Raw genomic sequence first — 22768 nt, 5'->3', positions numbered from 1 at the left:
AGGGACACGAACCATGCCAGTGAGCCTCTCCAAGGGCGGCAACGTCTCGCTGACCAAGGAGGCCCCGGGCCTGTCCGCCGTCACCGTCGGCCTCGGGTGGGACGTCCGCACCACCACCGGCGCCGAGTTCGACCTGGACGCCAGCGCCATCGTGCTGAACGGCGAGGGCAAGGTCCTCTCGGACGGGCACTTCGTGTTCTTCAACAACATGAGCAGCCCGGACGGCACCGTCGTGCACACCGGTGACAACCGCACCGGCGAGGGCGCGGGCGACGACGAGGCGGTCAACGTCAACCTGGCCGGTCTGCCGGCCGAGGCGGTCAAGGTCGTCTTCCCGGTGTCGATCTACGACGCCGTCTCGCGCGGCCAGAACTTCGGCCAGGTCCGCAACGCGTACATCCGGGTGCTGAACGCCGCCGGTGGCGCCGAGATCGCCCGCTACGACCTCTCCGAGGACGCCGCCACCGAGACCGCCATGATCTTCGGCGAGCTCTACCGCAACGGCGCCGAGTGGAAGTTCCGCGCCATCGGCCAGGGCTACGCCTCCGGCCTGTCCGGCATCGCGCAGGACTTCGGCGTCAATCTCTGACCTGACGGCCGAAGGGCGCCGCACCCCGGTGGGTGCGGCGCCCTTCGCCGTTCGGTACCGCCGTGCGTCAGCGGTGGTTGGCCCGCAGCTCGGAGACCTCCAGGCCGACGGTGTCGTCCTCCGCCGAGAGGTCCACCACCTGGGTCACCTCGGCCGACGGGGCCACGGCCACCGGCTCGGCCGGCTCGGCGAGGCGGGCCGTCTCGGCCAGCACCTCGTCGCCCAGCACGTCCGCCAGGTCACCGGCCGGGGCGGGCACGGCCGGGCGCGCCTGCGCACCGGGGCGCTGCCCGAAGAAGCTGAACGTCCGCCCGGCCGGGACGGCCTGCGGGCGCGGGCGCTGCCGCTCCGCCGGGACCACCGCCGTCGCCGCCGGAACGGCCCGCAGCGGCTCCACCGCCGCCGTCAGCACCGGGCGCAGCAGCGGCGCCTGACGCTCCACCGGCTCGGTGGCCGGCTCGTGCGTGACGGGCTCCACGGCCACCCCGGCCGCGGGCACGCCGGTGGCCGGCACCGGCGCGAGCGCGGCCGCGCCCGTCGGGGCCCCGGCCTGCTCCGCGGCGGCCGACACCGGCACCAGCTTGGCCGCCGGGCGCAGCTCCAGCTCGGCGTGGCCGGCGTTCGCCGCGCTCTCGCGCAGCTGCTCGGCCCGCTCGGCCTCGCGCTCCAGCCGCCGCAGCACGGAGCCGGCGCGGACGTACGCGGCGGCCGTGACGGGGTGCTTGGGCCTGGCGGCGGCGAGGGCCTTCCGGGCCGCCTCGGCGTCCTTCAGGGCCTGCGCGGCGACCATCACGGCCCGTTCCTTGAGCAGGCGGGCGATCTCGGTCTCGGCCTTCGCCAGGCGGGACTTCTCCGCGGTCAGGCGGCGGCCGAAGCGGGCGGCCCGCTCCTCGGCGACCTCGGCCGCGTACTCGGCCTCGGCCAGCTGCTCCTCGAAGCGCTCCTCGTCCCGCAGCCGACGGGTGGCGGCCAGCTCGGCCGCGGCCCGCTCGGCGCGGTCGCGCTGGCGCAGCAGCACGCCGAGGCCGACGCAGACCAGCACCGCCGCCACCCCCACCGAGCGTGCCAGGGCGGGGTCGGGGCTGGCGACCAACGCGGCCAGGGCGGCGATGACGAGCACCCCCGAGGTGATCATCGGACCGAATCGGCCGAGGGCTGAGGAATGACGGTGGCGTCCGCGAGACATGCCAAAGAAACTAGCGTGCGAATTGGCACCCTGTCAGCCTGGGCCCGCTTTCCGCTCTTGACAGACCGTCGAAAACACATCGCGTGTCCACGCCCCTACCCGAGGTCACGAAAACCACCCCGAGGAGCCCACCATCCACACCGTCACCTACGGCCCGAGCGGGAAGCTCCTGGACGTGCACCGCCCCGACGAGCCGGGCACCGGCCTGGCCACCGTCCTGCTCTGGCACGGCCGCGGGCCGGACGAACGGGACGTGCTCGCCCCCTTGGCGCAGGCCACGGCCGCCCTGGGCCTGCTCGTGCTGGTCCCGGACTGGCGCGCCGACGCGCCCGACGCGGGCCTGACACATCTCACCGAATCCGTCAGCTTCGCCCGCGAGCAGGCGGCCGCCCACGGCGGTGACCCGCTCCGGCTGACCCTGGCCGGCTGGTCGCTCGGCGCCAAGAACGCCGTCGCCCTCGCGCTCGGCCCGGGCGCCTGGCGCCCGCGCGCGGTGGTGGCGATCGCCGGGGGCTACACCACCTCGGCCCGGACCACCGGCGGCACCCCGCTCGACGACGCCCGGCACGGCCCGGCCGCGCCGAAGCTCCCGCTGCACCTGATCCACGGCACCGCCGACGAGGTGGTGCCCGTCGAGCAGTCCCGCGAGCTGCGCACCGCCTTGGCCGCCCACCACTGGCCGGTCACCCTGGACGAACCGGAGACCGACCACGCGGGCGTGGTGCTCACCCGCTACTCCCCCGCCCACCAGCGCTGTCTGCCCGCCCCGGACCACCCGCCGGGCCTGCGCACGGCCGCGCTGCTGGCGAAGTACGCGAAGGCCCAGGGCCCGTCCTAGCGGACGGTCGGGGCGGCGCCCGGGCCCGGGTGGTCGTGGTCCTCGGGGAGCTTGCAGACGTGCTGCAGCCAGAGGGCGGCGGCCACCGCGGCGGAGCCGGCCAGGACGGCGAAACCGGAGGTGATGGCCTGGGACTTGCGGGCCGCGATGTCGAGCAGGCCGAGCAGGTGGACGCCGGCACCGGCGTAGATGCCGGTGGCCACGGCCGAGACCAGGGCGCTGGCCTGGGCCAGCACCACGGCGCGGGCCGCCCCCAGCGGATCGACCGCCTTGGCGCCGGGGCGGCGCTCCCGGGCCGCCTTGAGCCGGGCCCGCAGCGAGATCGCCGTGGCCAGCAGCACCACCGCGACCACCGCGAGCACGATGGGGGCGGCCGCGGGCACCCCGGGCAGCTGGCCCAGGGAGTCCCACAGCTTGGCACCGGCCCAGGAGAGCACCGCCGCCACGGCGGCGATACCCAGGAGCAGGCGGAGGCGGAGCGGCTTCACGGGCGCGAGGTCCTTCCCGGCGGGCGAGACGGCGGAGTCTGAACTGGCCACGGTACCGGCCACGTCCCGCCGACCACCTACTCGTACGGCCGAGCCCCGCCTCAGGTTCCCGTTCCTTACTCCGGCAGTCGCAGCTGGATGTCCTCACGCCGCCACACGCTCTCCTGGGCCTCGGCGCCCAGACCCTTGAGCAGGTCGGCCACCCGGCCCAGGCCCGGCACCTCCCCGTCCGGGTCGGCGTCCAGCCAGGGGGCGAGCACGAAGGCCCGCTCGTGGGCGCGCGGGTGCGGCAGCAGCAGCACCGGGTCGCTGGAGGCGACGCCCTCGTAGCTGAGGATGTCCACGTCCAGCGTGCGGGCGCCCCAGCGGACCTCGCGGACCCGGCCGAAGGCGTCCTCGATCGCGTTGGCCCGCTCGAGCACCGAGGCCGGCGGCAGCGTGGTGCGCACCACGACCACGGCGTTGTAGTAGTTCGGCTGCTCGGCGGGGCCGCCGACGGCCGCCGTCTCGAAGACGGCGGAGACGGCGGTGATCCGGATGCCCGGGGTGTTGCCGAGCTCGTCCACGGCGCCCTGGAGGGTCTCCAGGCGGTTGCCGAGGTTGCTGCCGAGGGCGATCACCGCGTGCCGGGGGTTGTGCAGGGTGAAGTCGGCACTGTCGACGCGGCGCTCCAGGTCGAACGTGGTCGGCGAGGCGGTCGGGTCGCTGGTGCTCATCGGTATCCCTCTGCAGCTGGAGCGGTGGTGGCAGGGCGCGCGTTCGTCACGCGCGGCCCCGGTGGATGGTGATCGTGACGTCGTCGAAGGGCACGGTGATCGGCGCGTCCGGCTTGTGCACGGTGACCTCGACCTCCTCGACCGCCTCGTGCTTCAGGCACTGGTCGGCGATCCGCTGGGCGAGGGTCTCGATCAGGTCGACCGGCTCGCCGGAGATGATCGAGGTGACCTCCTCCGCGACCACGCCGTAGTGCGCCGTCCGGGTCAGGTCGTCGCCTGAGGCGGCGGGGCGGGTGTCCAGGTAGAGGACGAGATCGACCACGAAGGTCTGCCCCTCGATCCGCTCGCGCTCGAAGACGCCGTGGTGACCCCGGGCACGCAGGCCCCGCAGGGTGACGCGGTCCAGCAACTCGACACTCCCCAGATTCGACTACGACGGGCACCGGCGCCCGCCGTACTCGAATCTACCTGCGGGGACCGACGGACCCCGACCGTCCTACCCGGCGTTCGGCCGCGTCACGCGCGCCGTTTCGGCACTTGACGTGAACCTTTGGTGTACGTCCACGAAAGATCCGGCCACCACCGGCCCGGAACGCCGGGCTCAGTCCTCGTCCTCGTCGTCCCCGCTGGTCAGGACGGGTGAACCGTGGTGGGACCACAGCTTCCACCCGTCAGGCGTACGGCGGAAGAGGTTGGTCGAGACCACCTTGCCGCCCACCAGCGGGCCCAGCTCGCCCTCCTCCTCGGCCTCGCCGCCGGAGAGGATGTTCTCCGTGCAGGTGACGAGTGCCACATCGCCCTGCACCTCGACCTCGACATCGGTCAGGAAGAACTGGATGTACTCCGTGTTCATCATGATCAGCATGTACGAACGGGTCACCTGTGCCCGCCCGCGCAGCACCGGCCAGCCCGGGTGGACGCAGACCACCCCGCCCTTGTCGTCGGCCTCCGCCGCGCCCAGCCAGATCGACTCGACGGCCTCCAGGTCCCCGTTCTCCAACGCCTCGTAGAGGGCCTGGTTCGCCGCGAGCACGGCCTCCCGGTCCAGCTCCAGCTCCGCGGCCCGGTCGCTGCCGCTCACCCTGCCGTCACCACCCGCCATGCTTCTCCTCCCAAGCCGTTGGTCAGGCCCTCCCGCCGGCCGCCCGCTGCCAGGCGGCCACCACCCGTACGGCGTCGGCCGTGCCGGCCACGTCGTGCACCCGCACCGCCCAGGCACCCGCCTGGGCCGCGAGCGCCGAGACGGCCGCCGTGGCGTCGTCCCGCTGCCGTGCGGGCCTGAGCTCCCCGGTTTCCGGGTCGGCGAGCAGCGTACCCAGGAACCGCTTGCGCGATGCGGCCACCAGGACGGGGCGGCCGAGCGAGGTCAGCGCGTGCAGCCCGCCGAGCAGCTCCCAGTTGTGCTCCAGCGTCTTCGCGAAGCCCAGGCCCGGGTCGAGGACCAGCTGCTCCTCCTTGACCCCGGCGGCCAGCAGCTGCGCCACCCGGGCGCTCAGCTCGGCGGCCACGTCGGTCACCACGTCCTCGTACACCGCGAGCCGGTCCATGTCGGCGGACTGCCCCCGCCAGTGCATCACCACGAAGGGCGCGCCGGTCGCGGCGACCACCTCGGCCATCCCCGGGTCGGCCAGCCCGCCGGAGACGTCGTTGACCAGCCTGGCGCCGGCCGCCACGGCCTGCTCGGCCACCGCGGCCCGCATGGTGTCCACGCTCACCACCACCCCGGCGGCGGCCAGCTCCCGCACCACCGGGATCACCCGGCGCAGCTCCTCCGCCTCGGTCACCCGCTGCGCGCCCGGGCGGGTCGACTCCCCGCCCACGTCCACCAGGTCCGCCCCCTTCGCGGTGAGGTCGAGACCGTGCCGCACGGCTGCCGCCGGGTCGAGCCAGAGCCCGCCGTCGGAGAACGAGTCGGGGGTGACGTTGACGATGCCCATCACCGCGCAGCGATCGAGCGCGGGGAGGCCGGGGAGGTTGTTCATGGGCCCATTATCGAAGAGGGGGTGCGGGGAGCTCCGCTCCCCACACCCCCCGGGCTCAGGCCGCCTCGGTGACCGGCACGGCCGCCGGCTCCGGCATCAGCCCCTGCCGCTGCTTCTTGCGGCCGAACTTCGGCATGCCCAGCGTGATGAAGGCCTCCGCCTGCATCACGGCGAAGCCGATCCGCGGCAGGTCCCGGGTGTTCGGGTAGACCAGGAACCGCGGCTCCCACTCCGGCTGGAACTTCGCGTTGAACTTGTACAGCGACTCGATCTGGAACCACCGCGACAGGAAGACCAGCAGCCCGCGCCAGGCGCGCAGCACCGGCCCCGCCCCGATCCGCTCCCCACGCGCCAGCGCCGAGCGGAACATCGCGAAGTTCAGCGAGACCCGCTTCACGCCGAGCGCCGGCACCTCCTGCAGCGCCGCGACGATCAGGAGCTCGTTCAGGCCCGGGTCGGACGCCCGGTCGCGCCGCATGAGCTCCAGCGAGATGCCGTCCGGCCCCCAGGGCACGAAGTGCAGCACCGCGCGCAGGTCGTCCCCGGTCGCATAGCCGGGCTCGCCCTCCTCCGGCGCCTTGTGGGCGGTGACGACCACGCAGCCGTCGTCCCCCGGGTCGCCGAAGCGGCCCAGGGCCATCGAGAAGCCGCGCTCGGTGTCGGTGCCGCGCCAGCGGGCGGCGGCGTCGGCGATCCGGCGCTTCTCCTCCAGGGTCAGCTCGCCGACCCGGCGCACCTGGCAGGAGTACCCGTTGCGCTCGATCCGCTTGACCATCTGGCGCACGTTGCGCATCGCGCGGCCGGAGAGCGAGAAGGTCGCGGTGTCCACGATCGCCTCGTCACCGAGCTCCAGCGCGTCCAGGCCCGCCTCGCGGGTCCAGACCTCGCCGCCGACCTCGCTGCAGCCGACCACGGCCGGCACCCAGGCGTGCGCCCGGGCCTCGGCCATGAAGACCTTGATCGCGCCGGGCCAGGCCTCGACGTCGCCCACCGGGTCGCCGGAGGCGAGCATCACGCCGGAGATCACCCGGTAGGAGATCGCGGCCTTGCCGGTCGGCGAGAAGAGCACGCTCTTGTCGCGGCGCAGCGCGAAGTAGCCGAGCGAGTCCCGCACGCCGTGCCGCTCGAGCAGGCCGCGGACCTTGACCTCGTCCTCGGCGGTGAGCACCGGCTCGGGCTTCTCCGGGCGCAGCAGCAGGTAGGCGGTGGTGAGCGCGGTGACCAGGCCGAGCGCGGCGAGCGAGTAGTAGACCAGGTCGGCGACCCGGTCACTGTGGAACCGCATCGGCCCTTCGAACGCGAACAGGCCGTACGCCACCTGCTGGATCCGGTCGGTGAAGCTCGGGTGACCGATCTCGGAGCTGGGGTGGACGCTGACGATCAGCAGGCCGAGCAGCACGCTGACGATGCCCATGACGACCAGGTTGAACACCGCGCGCCAGCGGGTGCGCGGGTCGGCCTTGGCGTAGAACTCGCGGCGGTGCACCAGCATCACGGCGAGCAGCACGAGCGAGACCACGGCCGGGCCGATCTGGTGCCAGCGCAGGATGTGCAGCGCGGCGCCGACCGGCAGCAGCACGCAGACGGCCCGCCAGGCCCGCTGCTTGCGGCGGCGCAGCGCGTGCGCCAGCACCACGAGCAGGATGCCGACCATCAGGGTGCCCGCGGCCGCGAGCGTGGTGGTGCCGCCGGGCAGCTGGCCCGCCCAGGTGTGCACCTTGGTCTTGCGCAGCTTGGGGAAGATCGCGCTGGCGATGTTGACCAGCCCGATCAGCAGGCAGGCGTACCCCACGGCGCCCGGGAGCCAGGCCCGGGGCACGGCGGCGGCTTGGTTACGGAGCGTCTGCAGACCTCTGCGGCGGTGCTGCTCGGGAGACGGCTCAACGGACACGGGAACGCTCATGGTTGTTCAGCGTAGGGGCTGTGCCGGACTCACCTGTCACTCCGTAGGAGGAGATGAGAGGGACCTTCATGGCAATTCCTTCGTCTGGCAATCAACTCGTCAAGAAAGCTTCCGCGGACGGTAATTCCGCGGAGTGGCATTCCCGGAGTGACAGGGCCTGGGGGACAGGGTGGGCCTCACCGCGGGCGCTACGGGACGGCGGCGCACGCGTTACACACGGTGGACGCCGCATTCTAGAGCCTCGGTTGCGTCGGCCGCAGCGGGCCCGCCTGCCCGGTGCAACCGATTTTCCACCACCCGGCCCACCCCGCTGGCCGCCCGGGCGCGGCCCCCGCACGATGAACCCTGGCTCGCACAGCCGCCACAGGGAAGGCGAAGGCATGGAACTGACCAGCAGGGCGCTGGTGTACTCACTGGTCGCGCTGGCCTCGGTCAGTCTGCTCGCCATCCTCTGGCTCTGGCCCCGGCTGGCCCGGCAGCACCCGGTGGTGGTGCTCGCCCGGATCGGGCTGCTGACGGTCGCACAGGTCGCCGTGGTCAGCGTGCTGGCCCTGTCGGTCAACAACAGCTACGGCTTCTACACCTCCTGGAACGACCTGCTGCACCCCGGCGGCACCCCCCTCGCCCTGGCCGCCGCCGAGCACCCCAAGGCCGCCGCCCCGAAGGCCGGGGCGCTGGTCCAGCCGAGCACCGAGGGTGGCCTGGAGACGGTCAAGGACCTCCCCCAGGGGAAGCCCGAGGAGGTCGGACGGGTCGATTCGGTCAAGATCACGGGCACCGAGTCCGGCCTCTCGGACCAGGTCTTCGTCTACCTGCCGCCGGAGTACTTCGTGCCCCGCTACGCCCGGGAGCGCTTCCCGGTGCTGCTCGCCCTGGCCGGGTACCCGGGGCCCTCGCTCCACCTGGTGGAGGGGCTGCGGGTGCCGCAGACGGCCTGGGAGCTGGAGCGGACCGGCCGGATGGCGCCCACCGTGATCGTGATGGCCCGCCCGAGCGTCGCCCCGCCGCGCAACACCGAGTGCGTGGACGTGGCGAACGGCCCGAAGACCGAGACCTGGTTCGCCAAGGACCTCCCGGCCGCGCTGCGCGCCAGCTACCGGGTCAGCCGCTCCCCCGCCTCCTGGGGCGTGCTCGGCTACTCCACCGGCGGCAGCTGCGCCCTGCGGCTGGCCCTGCGCAACCCCGGCAGCTACCCGAACGCCACCGCGATGCACGCCGACTACCAGGTGCCGAACGACCGCTGGACGGACGGTGACCTGTTCGGCGGGGACAAGCTCGCGGCCCAGCACAGCGACGACGTCTGGCGGCTGCAGAACCTGCCCGCGCCGAAGGTCTCGCTGCTGGTGATCAGCACCCGGACGGAGGAGGACTTCCCGGCCACCCAGCAGTTCCTGTCGGTGGCCCAGCCGGTCGCCGAGGCGCACCCGGAGTTCCGGGTCGACTCGCTCTTCCTGGACGACGGCGGCCACAGCTTCGAGACCTGGCGCCGGGAGCTGCCGGCCGCCCTGGAGTGGATGAGCGACCACCTCAAGCCCCCGCAGGACCGCGAGCCCCGCCAGTAGTCACCGACGGGGCTCGCAGAGGGTCCGGGTTCAGCGCCCGATGATGAGGCTCATCGCCTCGGCCCGGGTGGCCGAGTCCCGCAGCTGGCCGCGGACGGCCGAGGTGAGGGTCTTGGCGCCCGGCTTGCGGATGCCGCGCATCGACATGCACATGTGCTCGCACTCGATCACCACGATCACGCCGCGCGGCTCCAGGATCCGCATCAGCGCGTCGGCGACCTGGGTGGTCAGCCGCTCCTGCACCTGGGGGCGGCGGGCGTAGACGTCCACCAGCCGGGCCAGCTTGGACAGGCCGGTGATCTTGCCGCTGGTGGACGGGATGTACCCGACGTGGGCGACGCCGCGGAACGGCACCAGGTGGTGCTCGCAGGTGGAGTACACCTCGATGTCCTTGACCAGGACCATCTCGTCGTGGCCGAGGTCGAAGGTGGTGCTCAGCACGTCCTCCGGCTGCTGCCAGAGCCCGGCGAATATCTCCTGGTAAGCCCGCGCCACCCGGGCCGGGGTCTCGAGCAGGCCCTCGCGGTCCGGGTCCTCGCCCACGGCAATCAGCAGCTCGCGGACGGCGTTCTCCGCCCGCTTCTGATCGAACTTGCCGACGGTGGCCTCGCCGTCGAGCGTCACCGGGTCGATCATCACTGCCTCGCTTGGTCATCAGAAGGGGTCGGAGCAGCACGGAAGCCGCGCCTCCAGGGTACAAACCCCGGTGGCGCGGCTTCCATTCCGACGGTACGAGCCCGTCAGCTCTCGCCGTCACCCGTGGTGGGCGGCAGCTTCACGATGTCGACCGAGGGGGCCTCGGCGGCGCCGTTGGTCAGCGCCAGCTCCTTCGGGGACTGCACCGGCGGGCGGGTGGACGGGGTGCGGCGGGCCGAACCCGTCCAGGCCGGGCGGGCCGGGCGCCGGACGATGGTGGAGAAGATCTCGGCGACCTGCTCCTTGTTGAGGGTCTCCTTCTCGAGGAGCTCCAGCACCAGGTTGTCGAGCACGTCGCGGTTCTCGACCAGGATCTCCCAGGCCTCGTTGTGCGCGTTCTCGATGAGCTTCTTGACCTCCTCGTCCACCAGCCCGGCGACCTCCTCGGAGTAGTCGCGCTGGTGGGCCATCTCGCGACCCAGGAACGGCTCGGAGGCGTCCGAACCGAACTTGATCGCGCCGAGGCGCTCGCTCATGCCGTACTGGGTGACCATCGCCCGGGCCGTGGCGGTGGCCTTCTCGATGTCGTTCGAGGCGCCGGTGGTCGGGTCGTGGAAGACCAGCTCCTCCGCCGCGCGCCCGCCCAGCATGTAGGCCAGCTGGTCGAGCATCTCGTTCCGGGTGGTCGAGTACTTGTCCTCGTCCGGCAGCACCATGGTGTAGCCGAGGGCTCGGCCCCGGGACAGGATGGTGATCTTGTGCACCGGGTCGGCGTTCGGGGAGGCCGCCGCGACCAGGGCGTGGCCGCCCTCGTGGTACGCGGTGATCTTCTTCTCCTTGTCCGACATGATCCGGGTCCGCTTCTGCGGGCCCGCGACCACGCGGTCGATCGCCTCGTCCAGGGTGCCGTTGTCGATCAGCTTCTTGTCCGAACGGGCCGTCAGCAGCGCGGCCTCGTTGAGCACGTTGGCCAGGTCGGCGCCGGTGAAGCCGGGGGTGCGCTTGGCGACGGCCTTGAGGTCGACGTCCGGCGCGACCGGCTTGCCCTTCTGGTGCACCTTGAGGATGTCCAGGCGGCCCATCAGGTCGGGGCGGTCCACCGCGATCTGCCGGTCGAACCGGCCCGGGCGCAGCAGCGCCGGGTCGAGGATGTCCGGCCGGTTGGTCGCGGCGATCAGGATCACGCCGCCCTTGACGTCGAAGCCGTCCATCTCGACCAGCAGCTGGTTGAGGGTCTGCTCGCGCTCGTCGTGGCCACCGCCGAGGCCGGCGCCGCGGTGGCGGCCGACCGCGTCGATCTCGTCGACGAAGACGATCGCCGGGGCGTTCGCCTTGGCCTGCTCGAAGAGGTCGCGGACGCGGCTGGCGCCGACACCCACGAACATCTCCACGAAGTCCGAGCCGGAGATCGAGTAGAACGGCACCCCGGCCTCGCCCGCGACGGCACGCGCCAGCAGGGTCTTGCCGGTACCGGGCGGGCCGTAGAGCAGCACACCCTTGGGGATCTTGGCGCCGACGGCCTGGAACTTGGCCGGCTCCTGCAGGAACTCCTTGATCTCGTGGAGCTCCTCGACCGCCTCGTCGGCACCCGCGACGTCCGCGAAGGTCGTCTTCGGGGTGTCCTTGGTCAGCAGCTTGGCCTTGGACTTGCCGAACTGCATGACCCGGGAGCCGCCGCCCTGCATCTGGTTCATCAGGAAGAGGAAGACCAGGACGATGATGACGATCGGCAGCATCGAGAGCAGCAGGCTGACGAAGGTCGACTGCTTCTCGGGGCTGACGGTGTAGCCCTCGGGCAGGGTGCTGGAGTCCTTGTCGTTGATCTGCGACTGCAGAGTCGACGCGAGGTCCTTGCCCTGCGCACCGATGTAGGAGGCCTGGAACTTGCTGCCGGACTGGGCCTTGCCCGTGCCGGCGGTGGGCAGCTTCTCGCCGTCCTTCAGCTGGATCTTGATGGTCTGTGAGTCACCGGTGGTGATCTGCGCCGACTTGACCTGCTTCGCCTCGATCGCCGCGACGATCTGCCCCGTGTCCACTGTCTTGTAGCCGTTCGAGTCCGAAACGACCTGCATCAGCACCACGACGGCTAGGACGGCCAGCACGATCCACATGATCGGCGCACGGAAGTATCGCTTGACGTCCATCCATGCGGGGCGTTGCCGCCCCGTCCCTCCTGCCACTCAACGGCGCCTGCGACTGTGGGGCCGTCGGCGCATCCGGGTATGTGCTCATGAGAAGAGCGGTTAATGGGACCGTACCGCAGGAGCCCCCGCGGGTGGCGGGAGCACGACGGCACGACGTATTTTCCTACCCCGGCTCAACGGGCGGGAAGAGCCTGCTGTTCCCGCCCGTCGACCGAATAGGCGAAAGTGTCAGCCGCCGTAGACGTGCGGCGCCAGCGTCCCGATGAAGGGCAGGTTGCGCAGCTTCTCGGCGTAGTCCAGGCCGTAGCCCACCACGAACTCGTTCGGGATGTCGAAACCGACGTACTTGACGTCGATCTCCACCTTCGCGGCGTCCGGCTTGCGCAGCAGGGTGCAGACCTCGAGCGAGGCCGGGCCGCGCGAGCCCAGGTTGCCCAGCAGCCAGGAGAGGGTGAGACCGGAGTCGATGATGTCCTCGACGATCAGGACGTCCCGGCCGGCGATGTCGGTGTCCAGGTCCTTGAGGATCCGCACCACACCGGAGGACTTGGTGCCCATCCCGTACGAGGAGACCGCCATCCAGTCCATCGTCACCTGGGAGTGCAGCGCTCGGGCGAGGTCCGCCATGACCATCACGGCGCCCTTGAGCACGCCGACGATCAGCAGATCGCGCCCGGCGTAGTCCTGGTCGATCCGCTCGGCCAGCTCCGCGAGCTTGGCGTCGATCTCGGCCTTGCTGATGAGCACCTTCGCCAGGTCGGCGCCCATGTCCTTTTCGTCCACCGGGGATACGTCCTCAAACGTTCGGGGTCCTGTGTCGGCGGCGGCCCCGCGTCCGGCGGGGGTCACCCGCTAGTCGCTCTGTCGCCGAAAGACCAGCGTGCCACACCTTCGGGTCGCCTCCACCCCCCCGGGTAGGTGCAGCGGCCCCTGGCCGCGCCAGCCGGTGACCAGCAGGTCCACCGTCTCCAGGTGGCGGGCGAACAGGTCGCCAGCCGGGCAGCCGGCCCGCAGCGCGGCCCGCCGCAGCACCCTCCGCCGTACGGCGGAGGGCAGTTCGGCCAGCCGGGCCACGTCCAGCGCGCCCTCGGCCGTGCGCAGGTCCCGCTCGGCCAGGGCGGCCCACTGGTCGAGCGCGTCCGCGTCGTCCCGGAACAGCCGGGCGGTGCGGGCCAGCGCCTCCACCACGCCGGTGCCCAGGTGCTTCTCGAGCACCGGCAGCACCTCGTGGCGGACCCGGGAGCGGGTGTAGGCCGGATCGGTGTTGTGCGGGTCGTCCCAGACCGGGATGGACTGCGCCGAGCAGGCCTGCCGGGTGGCGGAGCGGTCGAGTTCGAGCAGCGGGCGGCGGTAGCGGCCCTTCTGGGCCGGCATCCCGGCCAGCGAGCGGGCGCCGGAGCCGCGGGCCAGGCCCATCAGCACCGTCTCCGCCTGGTCGTCGCGGGTGTGGCCGAGCAGCACCGCGACGGCGCGATGCCGGTCCGCGGCCTCGTCGAGGGCGGCGTAGCGGGCGTCCCGGGCGGCGTTCTCCGGGCCGCCCTGGCGGCCGACCAGCACCGGGATGGCCTCCACCGGGTCGAGCCCGAGCTCGCGCAGCCGGTCGGCCACCTGCAGCGCGCGTTCGGTCGAACCTTCCTGCAGACCGTGGTCGACGGTGACGGCCCCGACCCGCAGCCCGAGCTTGGGGGCCTCGAACGCGGTCGCGGTGGCCAGCGCCATCGAGTCGGCGCCGCCGCTCACGGCGACCAGCACCAGCGGGGAGCCGGGCGCGGCGGGGGTGCGGGGCAGCCCGGAGGGGTGACGGCGGGCGTTCCCGATCAACGTGCCCGCCCCCTGGCCCTGCAGGACGGGCACCGGCTGCGAGGTCACGGGCTGGGGGGTACGCGGGGCGCGGACGGGGGCGCCGAAGGTGGCACCGGCCTCGACCGCGAGGTCGGTGAGCGTGCGGCGGACGGCGAGACGTATCGCCGCGACAGCGGGGTGTGGGCCCACGGGGAAGCTCCTCGGCGGAGTGAGGGGGTGGGACGGGCGGACGGCAACAGTCGATGACGCTGAGTCAGCACACTGTCACCGGACGCTCACAGATGGTCGCAGAATCCGGGCCCGGGCTACGCCACCCGCGCCACCGGTACGACCACGGTCCCACGTACGGGTGAATGGAGAAACGTATCTGCGACCCCCGGATGTACGGCTGCGCCACCCGTGCGGGGGTGTGCCCGGCCCGCGCTCACCCGATGACGCGCGCCACCCAGGCGGCCGGGTCGTGGATCTCCTCCTTGGTCGGCAGGGTGTTCGGCGAAGTCCAGACCCGGTTGAAGTCGGCCATCCCGACCCGGTCCACCACGCCCCGGACGAAGACCGCGCCGTCCTGGTACTGGCGCAGCTTGGCGTCCATCCCGAGCAGCCGGCGCAGCAGCTGGTCCAGCCTGGTCGCGCCCTTGTCCCGGCGGCGCTGGAACTTCTCCCGGATCTCCGCGACCGAGGGCACCACGGCCGGGCCGACCCCGTCCATCACCACGTCCGCATGGCCCTCGAGCAGCGACATCACGGCCGTGATCCGCCCGAGGATCTCCCGCTGCACGGGCGACTGCACCACCTCGAGCAGCGTGCCCGGGCCCGAACCGTCCCCCCGGCCCAGGCCCGGCAGGCCGCTGCCGAAGGCGTCGCGGGCCCGCTCGAGGAAGGCGGCGGCGTCCAGGTCGGTCTCGGTGAGGAAGGACTGCACCTCGGACTGGATGTGGTCGCGCAGCCAGGGCACGGCGGTGAACTGGGTGCGGTGGGTCTCCTCGTGCAGGCAGACCCAGAGCCGGAAGTCGTGCGGCGCCACGTCGAGCTCGCGCTCGGCCTGGACGATGTTGGGGGCCACCAGGAGCAGGCGGCCGGGCTGCGGCGGCTCCTGCCGCTCGAACAGGGCGGCGGGGCTGTCCGGGGTGGTGGGCTCCGGCAGCTGGGCCGGGGCGAAGGTCTCGTACTGGCCGAGCACCTTGGTGGACAGGAACGCCAGCACGGCGCCGAGCTCGACGCCGGTCGCCTTCTCGCCCAGGCTCCCGAACACCGCCGCCCCCGGCGTGTCCGGCCGCCGGGCGGCCAGCTTCGCCACCAGCGGCTGCACCAGCGTCCGGAACCCGGCCACGTTGGCCCGCACCCACCCCGGCCGGTCGACCACCAGCACCGGGGTCGCGGCGGCCTGCCGCAGGCTGCCGGAGCGCATGCCGGTGAACTCGCGGACGTGTCCCTCGGCCTCGAGCGCGTGCCGCCGCAGCTCGGCGACCACCTCCCGCGCCTCACCCCGGGTGATCTCCGGCCCCGACCTGGCCAACCTGGTCGCCGTCGAGACCGCGAGATCCCAGTCGACCATGTCCGCACCGCCACTCGCGCTCGTCATGCCCTCACCGTACGCGGACCCGCAGTTGTGCGGGGAGAGGCAGTTGCAAACGTCAGGGGCGCGGGGAACGGCGCGGCCGACCATGCACCGTCTGCGGCCCACCGCAGAGGCTCAGTTGCACTGTCCAGGGGCGCGAGGAACTGCGCGAGGTCGGAAGGCGCCGGCCTGAGGCCTGCCGCTGCGCGCAGTTCCCCGCGCCCCTGATGGTGCAACTGGCCCCCGGTTATTTGCAGCCGCAGGCGGCGATCTTGGCGACGATCCGGTCCACGGCCGAGCGGGCCGTGTCCGCGGCGGCGGTGGTCTTGGTCATCATGGCGAAGACCAGCACGCGGCCGTCCGCGTCCACGACGGTGCCGGCCAGGGTGTTGATGCCGCTGAGGCTGCCGGTCTTGGCGCGGACGATGCCGGCCGCGCTCTGGGCCCCGGAGGTGGCGCCGAAGCGGTTGACCAGGGTGCCGGTGAAGCCGGCGATCGGCATGCCGGTGAGGACGGGCCGCAGCTCCGGGTGCTCGGGCGCCGACGCGAGGCCGATGACCTTGGCGAGGACCAGCGGCGGGATCAGGTTCTGGGTGTGCAGGCCGCTGCCGTCGTGCAGCACGACCCCCGCCATCGGCAGCCCGAGCTTGGTGAGCGCGCCCGTCACCGCCGCGACACCGCCGTCGAAGCTGGCCGGCTGGTGAGCGGCCAGGGCGGCCTGCCGGGCCACCGCCTCGGCCAGGGTGTTGTCGGAGGTGGTGAGCAGGCGCTCGACCAGCCGCGGCAGGGTGGGCGAGAGGACCTTGCCCAGCTGCTTGGCCCCGGCCGCCGCCTGGCCGGCCTTGGGCTTGCCCTGGACGGTGATGCCCTGGGCACCCAGCATCGCCGCGAAGCTGTCGGCGGCCTGGCCGGCCGGGTCGAAGACCCGGGCGGGGGCCTCGTCGGTGGAGAGCGCGTTGATCCGGCCCTCGTCGACCATCAGCGGCACCACGGCCGCGATGTTCATCGAGTCGTTCTCCTTGTGCAGGATCGGGCCGGAGTACAGCGAGGTGTCGAAGGAGATCTTCACCGAGGTGGTGCCCGCCGCCTTGAGCGCGGCGGCCGTCTGCTTGGCGAGGTCCGCCATCGAGGCGGGGGCCGAGTCGTCGTCCACCGGCATGCCGCCGATCCGGACCTGGTCGCGCGGCAGCGCCGTGACCGTCGGATCTCCCCCGCCGACCAGCACGATCTCGCCGGGGGCCGCGCCCGCGACCACCGTGGTGGCGATCCGGGTCTCGGCCGGGATCAGCGAGAGGGCGGCCAGGCTGGTGAGCAGCTTGGTGGTGGAGGCCGGGGTGGCCGGGGTGGATTCGCCCTGGCCGTACAGCAGCTTTCCGGTGGCGCCGTCGGCGACGGCGAAGGTCAGCGTGCCGAGCGCCTTGTCCTGCAGCAGCGGGGCCAGCTCGCGCTGCAGGCCGGCCGTGGTCGGCAGGCCGTCCTCGCCCTCGACCACCGGTGCGAGCACCGGGCCCTTGGTGGCGACGGCCGGCCGCGCGGCGGCGGGCGGCGCCTGGTGGCTCGGGCTCTGGGCGGGCTGCGCCGCCTTGGTGCCGGGCTTGCCCGAGCTGTGGCCCGGCGGGGGCGTGGGCGCGGCCTCCGCCTGCACCGCTCCCCAACCAGCAGTCAGGGCACCCGCCGTCAGGGCCGCCCCGAGCACCCCCGCGAGCGCCGCCCTGCGTCCGCGTCCCGCCCCTGTACCTAGCCGCACCGACCGGCCCCTTTCCTGAGCACACCTTGCCGTAGGAGACACTTGGATTCTGTCAGTCCCTACTTTGGAGGAACCGTTGGAGTTCGACGTCCTGATCGAGATCCCGAAGGGCTCGCGGAACAAGTACGAGGTCGACCATGAGACCGGTCGCCTCCGCCTCGACCGGATGCTCTTCACGTCGACCCGCTACCCCGCCGACTACGGCTACGTCGAGGGCACCCTCGCGGACGACGGCGACCCGCTGGACGCGCTGGTCATCCTCGAGGAGCCGACCTTCCCCGGCTGCCTGATCAAGTGCCGCGCGATCGGCATGTTCCACATGACCGACGAGGCGGGCGGCGACGACAAGCTGCTCTGCGTCCCGGCCACCGACCCGCGCTGGAGCCACCTGCAGGACCTGCAGGACGTGTCGGAGTTCGACCGCCTCGAGATCCAGCACTTCTTCGAGGTCTACAAGGACCTGGAGCCCGGCAAGTCCGTCCAGGGCGCCGACTGGGTCGGCCGCGCCGAGGCCGAGGCGGAGATCACCGCCTCGATCAAGCGTCTGGAGGAGTCCGGCCACTGAGCCGGTCCCTCCCCAGGTCCCTCCGGGACTGACAAGGCCGGGGTGAGCACCGCTCGCCCCGGCCTTCGTGCTGCCCGGAACCGACCCGGTGGATCACCCGGGTGCTCAGTCCTCGTCGTCGAGGCGGAAGCCGAGCTTGAGGCCGACCTGGTAGTGGGCGACGCGGCCGTCGGCGAGGTGGCCGCGGATCTGGGTGACTTCGAACCAGTCGAGGTTGCGCAGGGTGCGGGCCGCGCGGTCCACGCCGTTGCGGATGGCGGCGTCGATGCTCTCGGGCGAGGAGCCGACGATCTCGGTGACGCGGTAGACGTGGTCGGTCATGGCTTGCTCCCTGGTGGTGGCGCGGCACGGCCCCCCGGTCCACCGTGCCGCACACCTGGCCGGGCCACCAGTCAGAAGGCCGCCCGGGTGGCGCCGACCACGGCGCCGCCGCCGTGCAGCGGGGAGTCGTCGAGGCGGGCCAGGGTCTCGGCGGGGACGTCCGCGCCGAGGCGGCGCAGGGCCTCGGCCAGGACGGGGCCGCGGGCCCGCTCGGCGCCGTCGTCGATCTTGAACGCGAGGGCCCGGCCGTCGGCGAGGGCGACGGCCTGCACGGCCTCCGCGCCCATCTTGGCGAGCAGGCCGGGCACGGCCCGCATCAGCCAGGTGTCGGCGCGGCGGGTGCCGGCCACGTACTCCGGGTGGGCCCGCATCGCGTCGGCGACCAGGCGGCCGGGGGTGCCGGGCTCGGCGGCGAGCAGGGCGCGGTAGCCGCGGGCCAGGCCGGTGAGCGAGACGGTCCACAGCGGGGCGCCGCAGCCGTCGGTGCCGAGCGCCGTCGGGGTCTCGCCGGTGAACTCGACCAGGGCCGCGAGGACGAGCCGCTGGATCGGGTGCTCGGGGTCGAGGTAGGTCGCGGTGTCCCAGCCGTTGGCCACGCAGGCGGCCAGCCAGCCGGCGTGCTTGCCGGAGCAGTCCATCAGGATCGGCGCGCGCTGCCCGCCGGCGGCCAGCACCGCTTCGGCCTCGACCTCGTCGAGTGGCAGGTCCGCCGGGGTGCGCAGATCGGCCTCGGTGAGCCCGGCCGAGCCGAGCAGCTCGCGGACGGCCGCCAGGTGGAAGGCCTCGGCCGAGTGGCTGGAGGCGGCCAGGGCGAGCTGGGGGCCCGCCAGGGCCAGCCCGGCCCGCAGGGTGGCGACGGCCTGGAACGGCTTGCCGCAGGAGCGGGGGAAGACCGGCGCGTCCGGGGTGCCGAGGGCCAGCTCCACCGAGCCGTCGGTGCCCAGGAGCACCAGCGAGCCGCGGTGGTGGCCCTCGGTGAAGCCGGAGCGTATGACGTCGGCGAGGACGGGCAGGGCGGATGGCTGCGGCATCGGGGCGTGCTCCACGGGTGAGGTGCGGTGAGGGTGGTCAGCCCGGGCCGCCCCACCGGGGTGGTCAGCCGCCGGTGAGCAGGTCGTCGACCCGCGCTTCCCCCTCACGGTACCTGCGGGTGATCTCCGCCCCGCAGTCGTCCGCCGTCCGCTGCAGGCGCTGGCGGCGGCCGGAGACCTCGCGCTCGTGGACGGCGAGGCGCTCCACGGCGGCCAGCAGCTCCTCGGTGGGGTGGGCGGCCAGATCGGCCAGTTGGACGTCACCCATCAGTGCGTCCGCCTCCCGCTGGTACCCCTCGCCGCGCGGCGGGCCCAGGGTCAGGTGCCGGGCCGGGCGGCGGACGGAGGCGGGGGCGTCCGCCAGGATGGCGGGCAGCCGGTCGAGCAGTTCCCCCGGGTCGCCCTCCGCCGGGTCGGGCGCGGCGGCCGGCACCGGCCCGCCACCCTGGCGCCGGTCGAGCTCGGCCCGCAGGATGTCGGTGCGGCCCTGGAGCAGCCGCCGCAGGTACGAGAGGTCGGCCTCCTGCTCCAGCGCGTCGCGGCGGAGCAGCCGCAGCTCCTCCAGCTCCAAGCGGGCCGGCTCCATGGCGGCGGGATCCGGGATCCGCTCGTGGGCCGTGCTGCTCGTGTCCATCAACCAACCACCTGCCGCTGTCCTGGTCACGCTGTCCCCTGCACTCATGGCGGGGGCCGGCCCTCGCCCTGGTGCACGCGCGGCACGCCCCCGTGAGTTCCCCCCGGCCGACGGCACCACCCACTTGAGCGACCGCAGCCAGCACGGCCGTTCGACGGGGTCGAACGCGAGGGGCCACCGGGCCGTGCCGCCCCCAGCCTGCCACCCGGAGCGTCAGCGGCGCACGGTCCGGCCACCCGAACGGCCCCCTGGCGAAAGGGGGTGGCTGATACGACTGGCGCATTCCGCAGGCAGCGGCGCCACCCCGCCGGCACTCCCCGTGCGCCCCCGGCGTGCAGCAAGGGCAACGCGCCCCCGGAACGCGCGGACGCCTCCGGCACAATGGCGGCATGCGAGCAGTGGTGCAGCGAGTGACCGAGGCCAGGGTGACCGTCGGCGGCGAGGTGGTCGGGGCGATCGAGGAGCCGGGCCTGTGCGTCCTGGTCGGGGTGACCCACGAGGACACCCCCGCCCAGGCCGCCCAGCTGGCCCGCAAACTCTGGTCACTGCGGTTGTTCGAGGGCGAGGAGGCGGAGCTGTCCTGCTCCGACTTCGGCGGCCCGCTCCTGGTGATCAGTCAGTTCACCCTCTACGGCGACGCCCGCAAGGGCCGCCGCCCCACCTGGAACGCGGCCGCCCCGGGCCCCGTCGCCGAGCCGCTGGTCGAGGCCGTGGTGGCCGAACTCCGGGCGCTGGGCGCGAAGGTGGAGACGGGCCGGTTCGGGGCGGACATGAAGGTGGCGCTGGTCAACGACGGCCCGTTCACCGTCCTGCTCGAGGTCTGACCCGCTACTGCGGGACGACGACCTCCTGGGTGGCCGGGACGGCCCCGGCGAGCAGCACCGCGTCCAGCGGCACGTTGCGCTTGACGATGCCGAGCGCGATCGGGCCCAGCTCGTGGTGGCGGGCCGAGGAGGTCACGAAGCCCAGCGCGCGGCCCTCCGGCTCGGTGGCCAGGCGCAGCTCGGTGCCGTGCGGGGGCAGCGACTCCTCGGTGCCGTCCAGGTGCAGGAAGACCAGCCGGCGCGGCGGCTTGCCCAGGTTGTGCACCCGGGCGACCGTCTCCTGGCCCCGGTAGCAGCCCTTCTGCAGGTGCACGGCGGTGCGCAGCCAGTCCACCTCGTGCGGGATGGTCCGGTGGTCGGTCTCGAAGCCGAGCCGGGGCCGGTGCTGCTCGATCCGCAGCGCCTCGTACGCCCAGATGCCGGCCGCCGGGCCGTACGCCCGGGTGAGCTCGGCGAGGCGGGCGCGCGGCAGGAAGAGGTCGGTGCCGTACGGGAGCGAGCGGACGGCCGCCGCGCCCTCGACGGGGGCCGTCGAACCGGCCGGCAGGTGGACCACCGCGTACCCGTCCGTGGCGTCCTTGAGCTCGACCCGGTACATGAACTTCATGCTCTCCAGGTACTTCAGCAGCTCGCCCTGGGTGCCCGGCTCGACGTGCGCCCAGGTGGTGGCGCCGTCGTCCACCAGGTAGAGCGCGTGCTCGACGTGGCCGTTCGGGGAGAGGATCAGCGCGTCCGTGGCCTGGTGCGGTGGCAGGGCGCTCACGTGCTGGGTCAGCAGCAGGTGCAGCCAGGCGAGCCGGTCCGGGCCGGTCACGGTGACCACGGCCCGGTGCGAGAGGTCGACGAAGCCCCGGCCCTCGGCCAGCGCCCGCTGCTCCCGGAAGAGTTCGCCGTAGTGCGCGGCGACGCCCTCGTCGGGCCCTTCGGCGGGCACGGCACCGGGCAGCGCAAGGAGCGGGCTCATCGTCATACCGGAAGTCATACCGGGAAGCTTACGTGGGCTCTCCGGCCGCGAGCTTCGCCGTGCAGTCGGCGCAGCGGCCGAAGATCGCGAAGTGCTTGAGGTCGGTGTCGAAGCCGTGCCGCTCGCGCAGGCTGTCGACCAGCGGGGCGGCGATCTCCGTCCCGGTCTCGGTCACCGAGTCGCAGTCCCGGCAGACCAGGTGCAGGTGGGTGTGCCGGCCGGCCAGGTGGTAGGTCGGGGCGCCGTGGCCGAGGTGGGCGTGCGAGACCAGGCCCAGCTCCTCGAGCAGCTCCAGGGTGCGGTAGACCGTGGAGATGTTGACCCCGCTGGCGGTCCGGCGGACCTGGTGCAGGATCTCGTCCGGCGTGGCGTGGTCCAGGGCGTCCACCGCCTCGAGCACCAGCTGGCGCTGCGGCGTCAGGCGGTACCCGCGCTCGCGCAGGTCGGCCTTCCAGTCGCCCGAGGTGGGGGTGTCCGCGTTCGCCACTGTGCTGTCCCTGCCCGCGTCGAAGTCGTGGAGACAAGTGTAGGGACCGGTCGGTGACCGGTCCCTACACTCGGAAGCGTTCTTACTTGAAGAAGGCGATGCCGTCGTCCGGCAGGTCCGCGATGTCCTGGATCAGCTTCGCGGGGCTGAGCACCTTCTTCAGCTGCGCCGACATGTACGGGCGCAGCGGCACCTCGGGAGCGGCCTTCTCGCCGACCCAGAGCAGCTCCTCGTTGACCATGCCGTACAGGCGCTTGCCGCCGCTGTACGGGGCCGAGCCCTCGATCCGGGCCACGGCGTCGGTCGCGACGTCGATCTGCGGCTTGCCGTCGTGCAGCTTGCCGTACCAGATCTCGACCGTGCCGTCGTCGCGGACGGAGGAGATCTCGATCTCCCGCTCGCCGCTCGTGCCGTGCTGGTTGCTCGTCACCCGCCAGAATGAATGTTCATTCTCCAGCGGGCGCACCTTCTCGCCGTCGTTGTCCAGCACCCACGTCCGGGAGCGGAACTCCAGGAAGGGGCGGCCGTCGTGACGGAACACGACCTCCTGGCCGAAGTTGCACTTCTCAGCACCAGGGCCCCCCTCACCGGGCAGAGGGGCATAGACGCCCGCGCCCTCCCAGGTACCGAGGAGGAAGGCCAGCGAAACGACGTCCTTGTGGAGGTCGGAAGGGATCTCGATCATGGTCCTGGTTCGAGTCGTCGAGTGGGGCGGCTTCTACGGTAGGGCAGAAGTCAGCGCTGGCCCTGGTACAGCTTCATCACCGAGAAGATGGCGAACCAGGTGATC

24 protein-coding genes are annotated in these 22768 nt (G+C 72.9%); 5 read left to right on the top strand and 19 right to left on the bottom strand.

The annotated features are described in order from the left end of the window. The first annotated feature begins 13 nt into the window (after positions 1 to 13). A complete protein-coding gene (locus ABT095_RS10800; RefSeq protein ID WP_350528992.1) occupies positions 14 to 589 on the top strand; it encodes a TerD family protein in 576 nt (191 codons plus the stop codon). A 67-nt stretch (positions 590 to 656) separates the two neighbouring features. Here the strand turns inward: ABT095_RS10800 and ABT095_RS10795 are convergent, their stop codons facing one another. Then, positions 657 to 1724: a hypothetical protein gene (locus ABT095_RS10795; protein WP_350528991.1), complete on the bottom strand. Its 1068-nt coding sequence runs from the start codon at positions 1722 to 1724 to the stop codon at positions 657 to 659. A gap of 226 nt (positions 1725 to 1950) precedes the next feature. On the opposite strand from ABT095_RS10795, the gene ABT095_RS10790 reads away from it, so the two are divergent. Then, positions 1951 to 2613 carry an alpha/beta hydrolase gene (locus ABT095_RS10790; protein WP_350528990.1) on the top strand — a complete coding sequence of 221 codons (663 nt, stop codon included), beginning with the start codon at positions 1951 to 1953 and terminating at the stop codon, positions 2611 to 2613. Here the strand turns inward: ABT095_RS10790 and ABT095_RS10785 are convergent. The 6 genes from ABT095_RS10785 to ABT095_RS10760 all read right to left on the bottom strand — a co-directional run bounded on the left by ABT095_RS10785 (position 2610) and on the right by ABT095_RS10760 (position 7702). Then, positions 2610 to 3101, bottom strand: a complete 492-nt coding sequence (locus tag ABT095_RS10785) for a DUF3180 domain-containing protein (RefSeq protein WP_350528989.1) — start codon at positions 3099 to 3101, stop codon at positions 2610 to 2612. The two genes, ABT095_RS10790 and ABT095_RS10785, sit on opposite strands and share 4 nt — an antisense overlap. A 116-nt stretch (positions 3102 to 3217) precedes the next feature. Then, positions 3218 to 3817 (bottom strand): 2-amino-4-hydroxy-6-hydroxymethyldihydropteridine diphosphokinase, encoded by a 600-nt coding sequence (folK, locus tag ABT095_RS10780; RefSeq protein ID WP_350528988.1) that lies wholly within the window; start codon positions 3815 to 3817, stop codon positions 3218 to 3220. A 46-nt stretch (positions 3818 to 3863) separates the two neighbouring features. Further along, on the bottom strand, positions 3864 to 4223 hold the full coding sequence (gene folB / locus ABT095_RS10775; RefSeq protein ID WP_350529125.1) for a dihydroneopterin aldolase: 360 nt from the start codon (positions 4221 to 4223) through the stop codon (positions 3864 to 3866). A gap of 195 nt (positions 4224 to 4418) precedes the next feature. Then, positions 4419 to 4919, bottom strand: coding sequence for a nuclear transport factor 2 family protein (locus ABT095_RS10770; RefSeq protein WP_350528987.1), 501 nt, complete (start codon positions 4917 to 4919; stop codon positions 4419 to 4421). Positions 4920 to 4941: 22 nt separating this feature from the next. Continuing rightward, complete coding sequence (folP, locus tag ABT095_RS10765) at positions 4942 to 5799, bottom strand: dihydropteroate synthase (protein ID WP_350528986.1); 858 nt, start codon at positions 5797 to 5799, stop codon at positions 4942 to 4944. A 55-nt stretch (positions 5800 to 5854) separates the two neighbouring features. Then, positions 5855 to 7702, bottom strand: coding sequence for a phosphatidylglycerol lysyltransferase domain-containing protein (locus ABT095_RS10760; protein ID WP_350528985.1), 1848 nt, complete (start codon positions 7700 to 7702; stop codon positions 5855 to 5857). Positions 7703 to 8082: 380 nt separating this feature from the next. Between ABT095_RS10760 and ABT095_RS10755 the strand changes: the two genes are divergently transcribed. Then, positions 8083 to 9264, top strand: a complete 1182-nt coding sequence (locus ABT095_RS10755; protein WP_350528984.1) for an alpha/beta hydrolase — start codon at positions 8083 to 8085, stop codon at positions 9262 to 9264. A 30-nt stretch (positions 9265 to 9294) separates the two neighbouring features. Here the strand turns inward: ABT095_RS10755 and folE are convergent, their stop codons facing one another. The 6 genes from folE to dacB form a co-directional block, all read right to left on the bottom strand. Further along, positions 9295 to 9900, bottom strand: coding sequence for a GTP cyclohydrolase I FolE (gene folE / locus ABT095_RS10750; RefSeq protein WP_350528983.1), 606 nt, complete (start codon positions 9898 to 9900; stop codon positions 9295 to 9297). 104 nt (positions 9901 to 10004) lie between these two features. Next, positions 10005 to 12044 carry an ATP-dependent zinc metalloprotease FtsH gene (ftsH, locus tag ABT095_RS10745; RefSeq protein WP_350528982.1) on the bottom strand — a complete coding sequence of 680 codons (2040 nt, stop codon included), beginning with the start codon at positions 12042 to 12044 and terminating at the stop codon, positions 10005 to 10007. Positions 12045 to 12272: 228 nt separating this feature from the next. After that, complete coding sequence (gene hpt, locus ABT095_RS10740; protein ID WP_350528981.1) at positions 12273 to 12827, bottom strand: hypoxanthine phosphoribosyltransferase; 555 nt, start codon at positions 12825 to 12827, stop codon at positions 12273 to 12275. 69 nt (positions 12828 to 12896) lie between these two features. Further along, on the bottom strand, positions 12897 to 14036 hold the full coding sequence (gene tilS / locus ABT095_RS10735) for a tRNA lysidine(34) synthetase TilS (protein ID WP_350528980.1): 1140 nt from the start codon (positions 14034 to 14036) through the stop codon (positions 12897 to 12899). A 235-nt stretch (positions 14037 to 14271) separates the two neighbouring features. After that, positions 14272 to 15429 (bottom strand): Rv3626c family coenzyme F420 biosynthesis-associated protein, encoded by a 1158-nt coding sequence (locus ABT095_RS10730; protein ID WP_350528979.1) that lies wholly within the window; start codon positions 15427 to 15429, stop codon positions 14272 to 14274. Between the two features lie 223 nt (positions 15430 to 15652). Further along, on the bottom strand, positions 15653 to 17152 hold the full coding sequence (gene dacB / locus ABT095_RS10725; RefSeq protein WP_350528978.1) for a D-alanyl-D-alanine carboxypeptidase/D-alanyl-D-alanine endopeptidase: 1500 nt from the start codon (positions 17150 to 17152) through the stop codon (positions 15653 to 15655). Between the two features lie 76 nt (positions 17153 to 17228). Here dacB and ABT095_RS10720 point away from each other — a divergent pair, with 76 nt between their 5' ends. Continuing rightward, positions 17229 to 17717, top strand: coding sequence for an inorganic diphosphatase (locus ABT095_RS10720; protein WP_350528977.1), 489 nt, complete (start codon positions 17229 to 17231; stop codon positions 17715 to 17717). A 105-nt stretch (positions 17718 to 17822) separates the two neighbouring features. Here ABT095_RS10720 and ABT095_RS10715 read toward each other — a convergent pair whose 3' ends face one another. The 3 genes from ABT095_RS10715 to ABT095_RS10705 all read right to left on the bottom strand — a co-directional run bounded on the left by ABT095_RS10715 (position 17823) and on the right by ABT095_RS10705 (position 19703). Further along, positions 17823 to 18038 carry a dodecin gene (locus ABT095_RS10715; protein ID WP_350528976.1) on the bottom strand — a complete coding sequence of 72 codons (216 nt, stop codon included), beginning with the start codon at positions 18036 to 18038 and terminating at the stop codon, positions 17823 to 17825. 71 nt (positions 18039 to 18109) lie between these two features. After that, on the bottom strand, positions 18110 to 19069 hold the full coding sequence (locus ABT095_RS10710) for an asparaginase (RefSeq protein WP_350528975.1): 960 nt from the start codon (positions 19067 to 19069) through the stop codon (positions 18110 to 18112). A gap of 64 nt (positions 19070 to 19133) precedes the next feature. Next, positions 19134 to 19703 carry an RsiG family protein gene (locus ABT095_RS10705; RefSeq protein ID WP_502884851.1) on the bottom strand — a complete coding sequence of 190 codons (570 nt, stop codon included), beginning with the start codon at positions 19701 to 19703 and terminating at the stop codon, positions 19134 to 19136. Positions 19704 to 20092: 389 nt separating this feature from the next. Between ABT095_RS10705 and dtd the strand changes: the two genes are divergently transcribed. Continuing rightward, entirely contained in the window at positions 20093 to 20527 is a 435-nt protein-coding gene (gene dtd / locus ABT095_RS10700; RefSeq protein WP_350528974.1) for a D-aminoacyl-tRNA deacylase, read from the top strand. Between the two features lie 4 nt (positions 20528 to 20531). On the opposite strand, the gene ygfZ is transcribed toward dtd, so the two are convergent. The 3 genes from ygfZ to ABT095_RS10685 form a co-directional block, all read right to left on the bottom strand. Further along, positions 20532 to 21497 (bottom strand): CAF17-like 4Fe-4S cluster assembly/insertion protein YgfZ, encoded by a 966-nt coding sequence (gene ygfZ, locus ABT095_RS10695; protein WP_350529123.1) that lies wholly within the window; start codon positions 21495 to 21497, stop codon positions 20532 to 20534. 22 nt (positions 21498 to 21519) lie between these two features. Further along, on the bottom strand, positions 21520 to 21978 hold the full coding sequence (locus ABT095_RS10690; RefSeq protein WP_350528973.1) for a Fur family transcriptional regulator: 459 nt from the start codon (positions 21976 to 21978) through the stop codon (positions 21520 to 21522). A gap of 82 nt (positions 21979 to 22060) precedes the next feature. Continuing rightward, on the bottom strand, positions 22061 to 22663 hold the full coding sequence (locus ABT095_RS10685) for a heme-binding beta-barrel domain-containing protein (RefSeq protein ID WP_350528972.1): 603 nt from the start codon (positions 22661 to 22663) through the stop codon (positions 22061 to 22063). Positions 22664 to 22768 lie beyond the last annotated feature (105 nt).

This window comes from Kitasatospora sp. NPDC002227 (genome assembly GCF_040296285.1).
Taxonomy (GTDB): Bacteria; Actinomycetota; Actinomycetes; order Streptomycetales; family Streptomycetaceae; genus Kitasatospora.
This window is presented reverse-complemented; position numbering and strand designations above follow the sequence as displayed.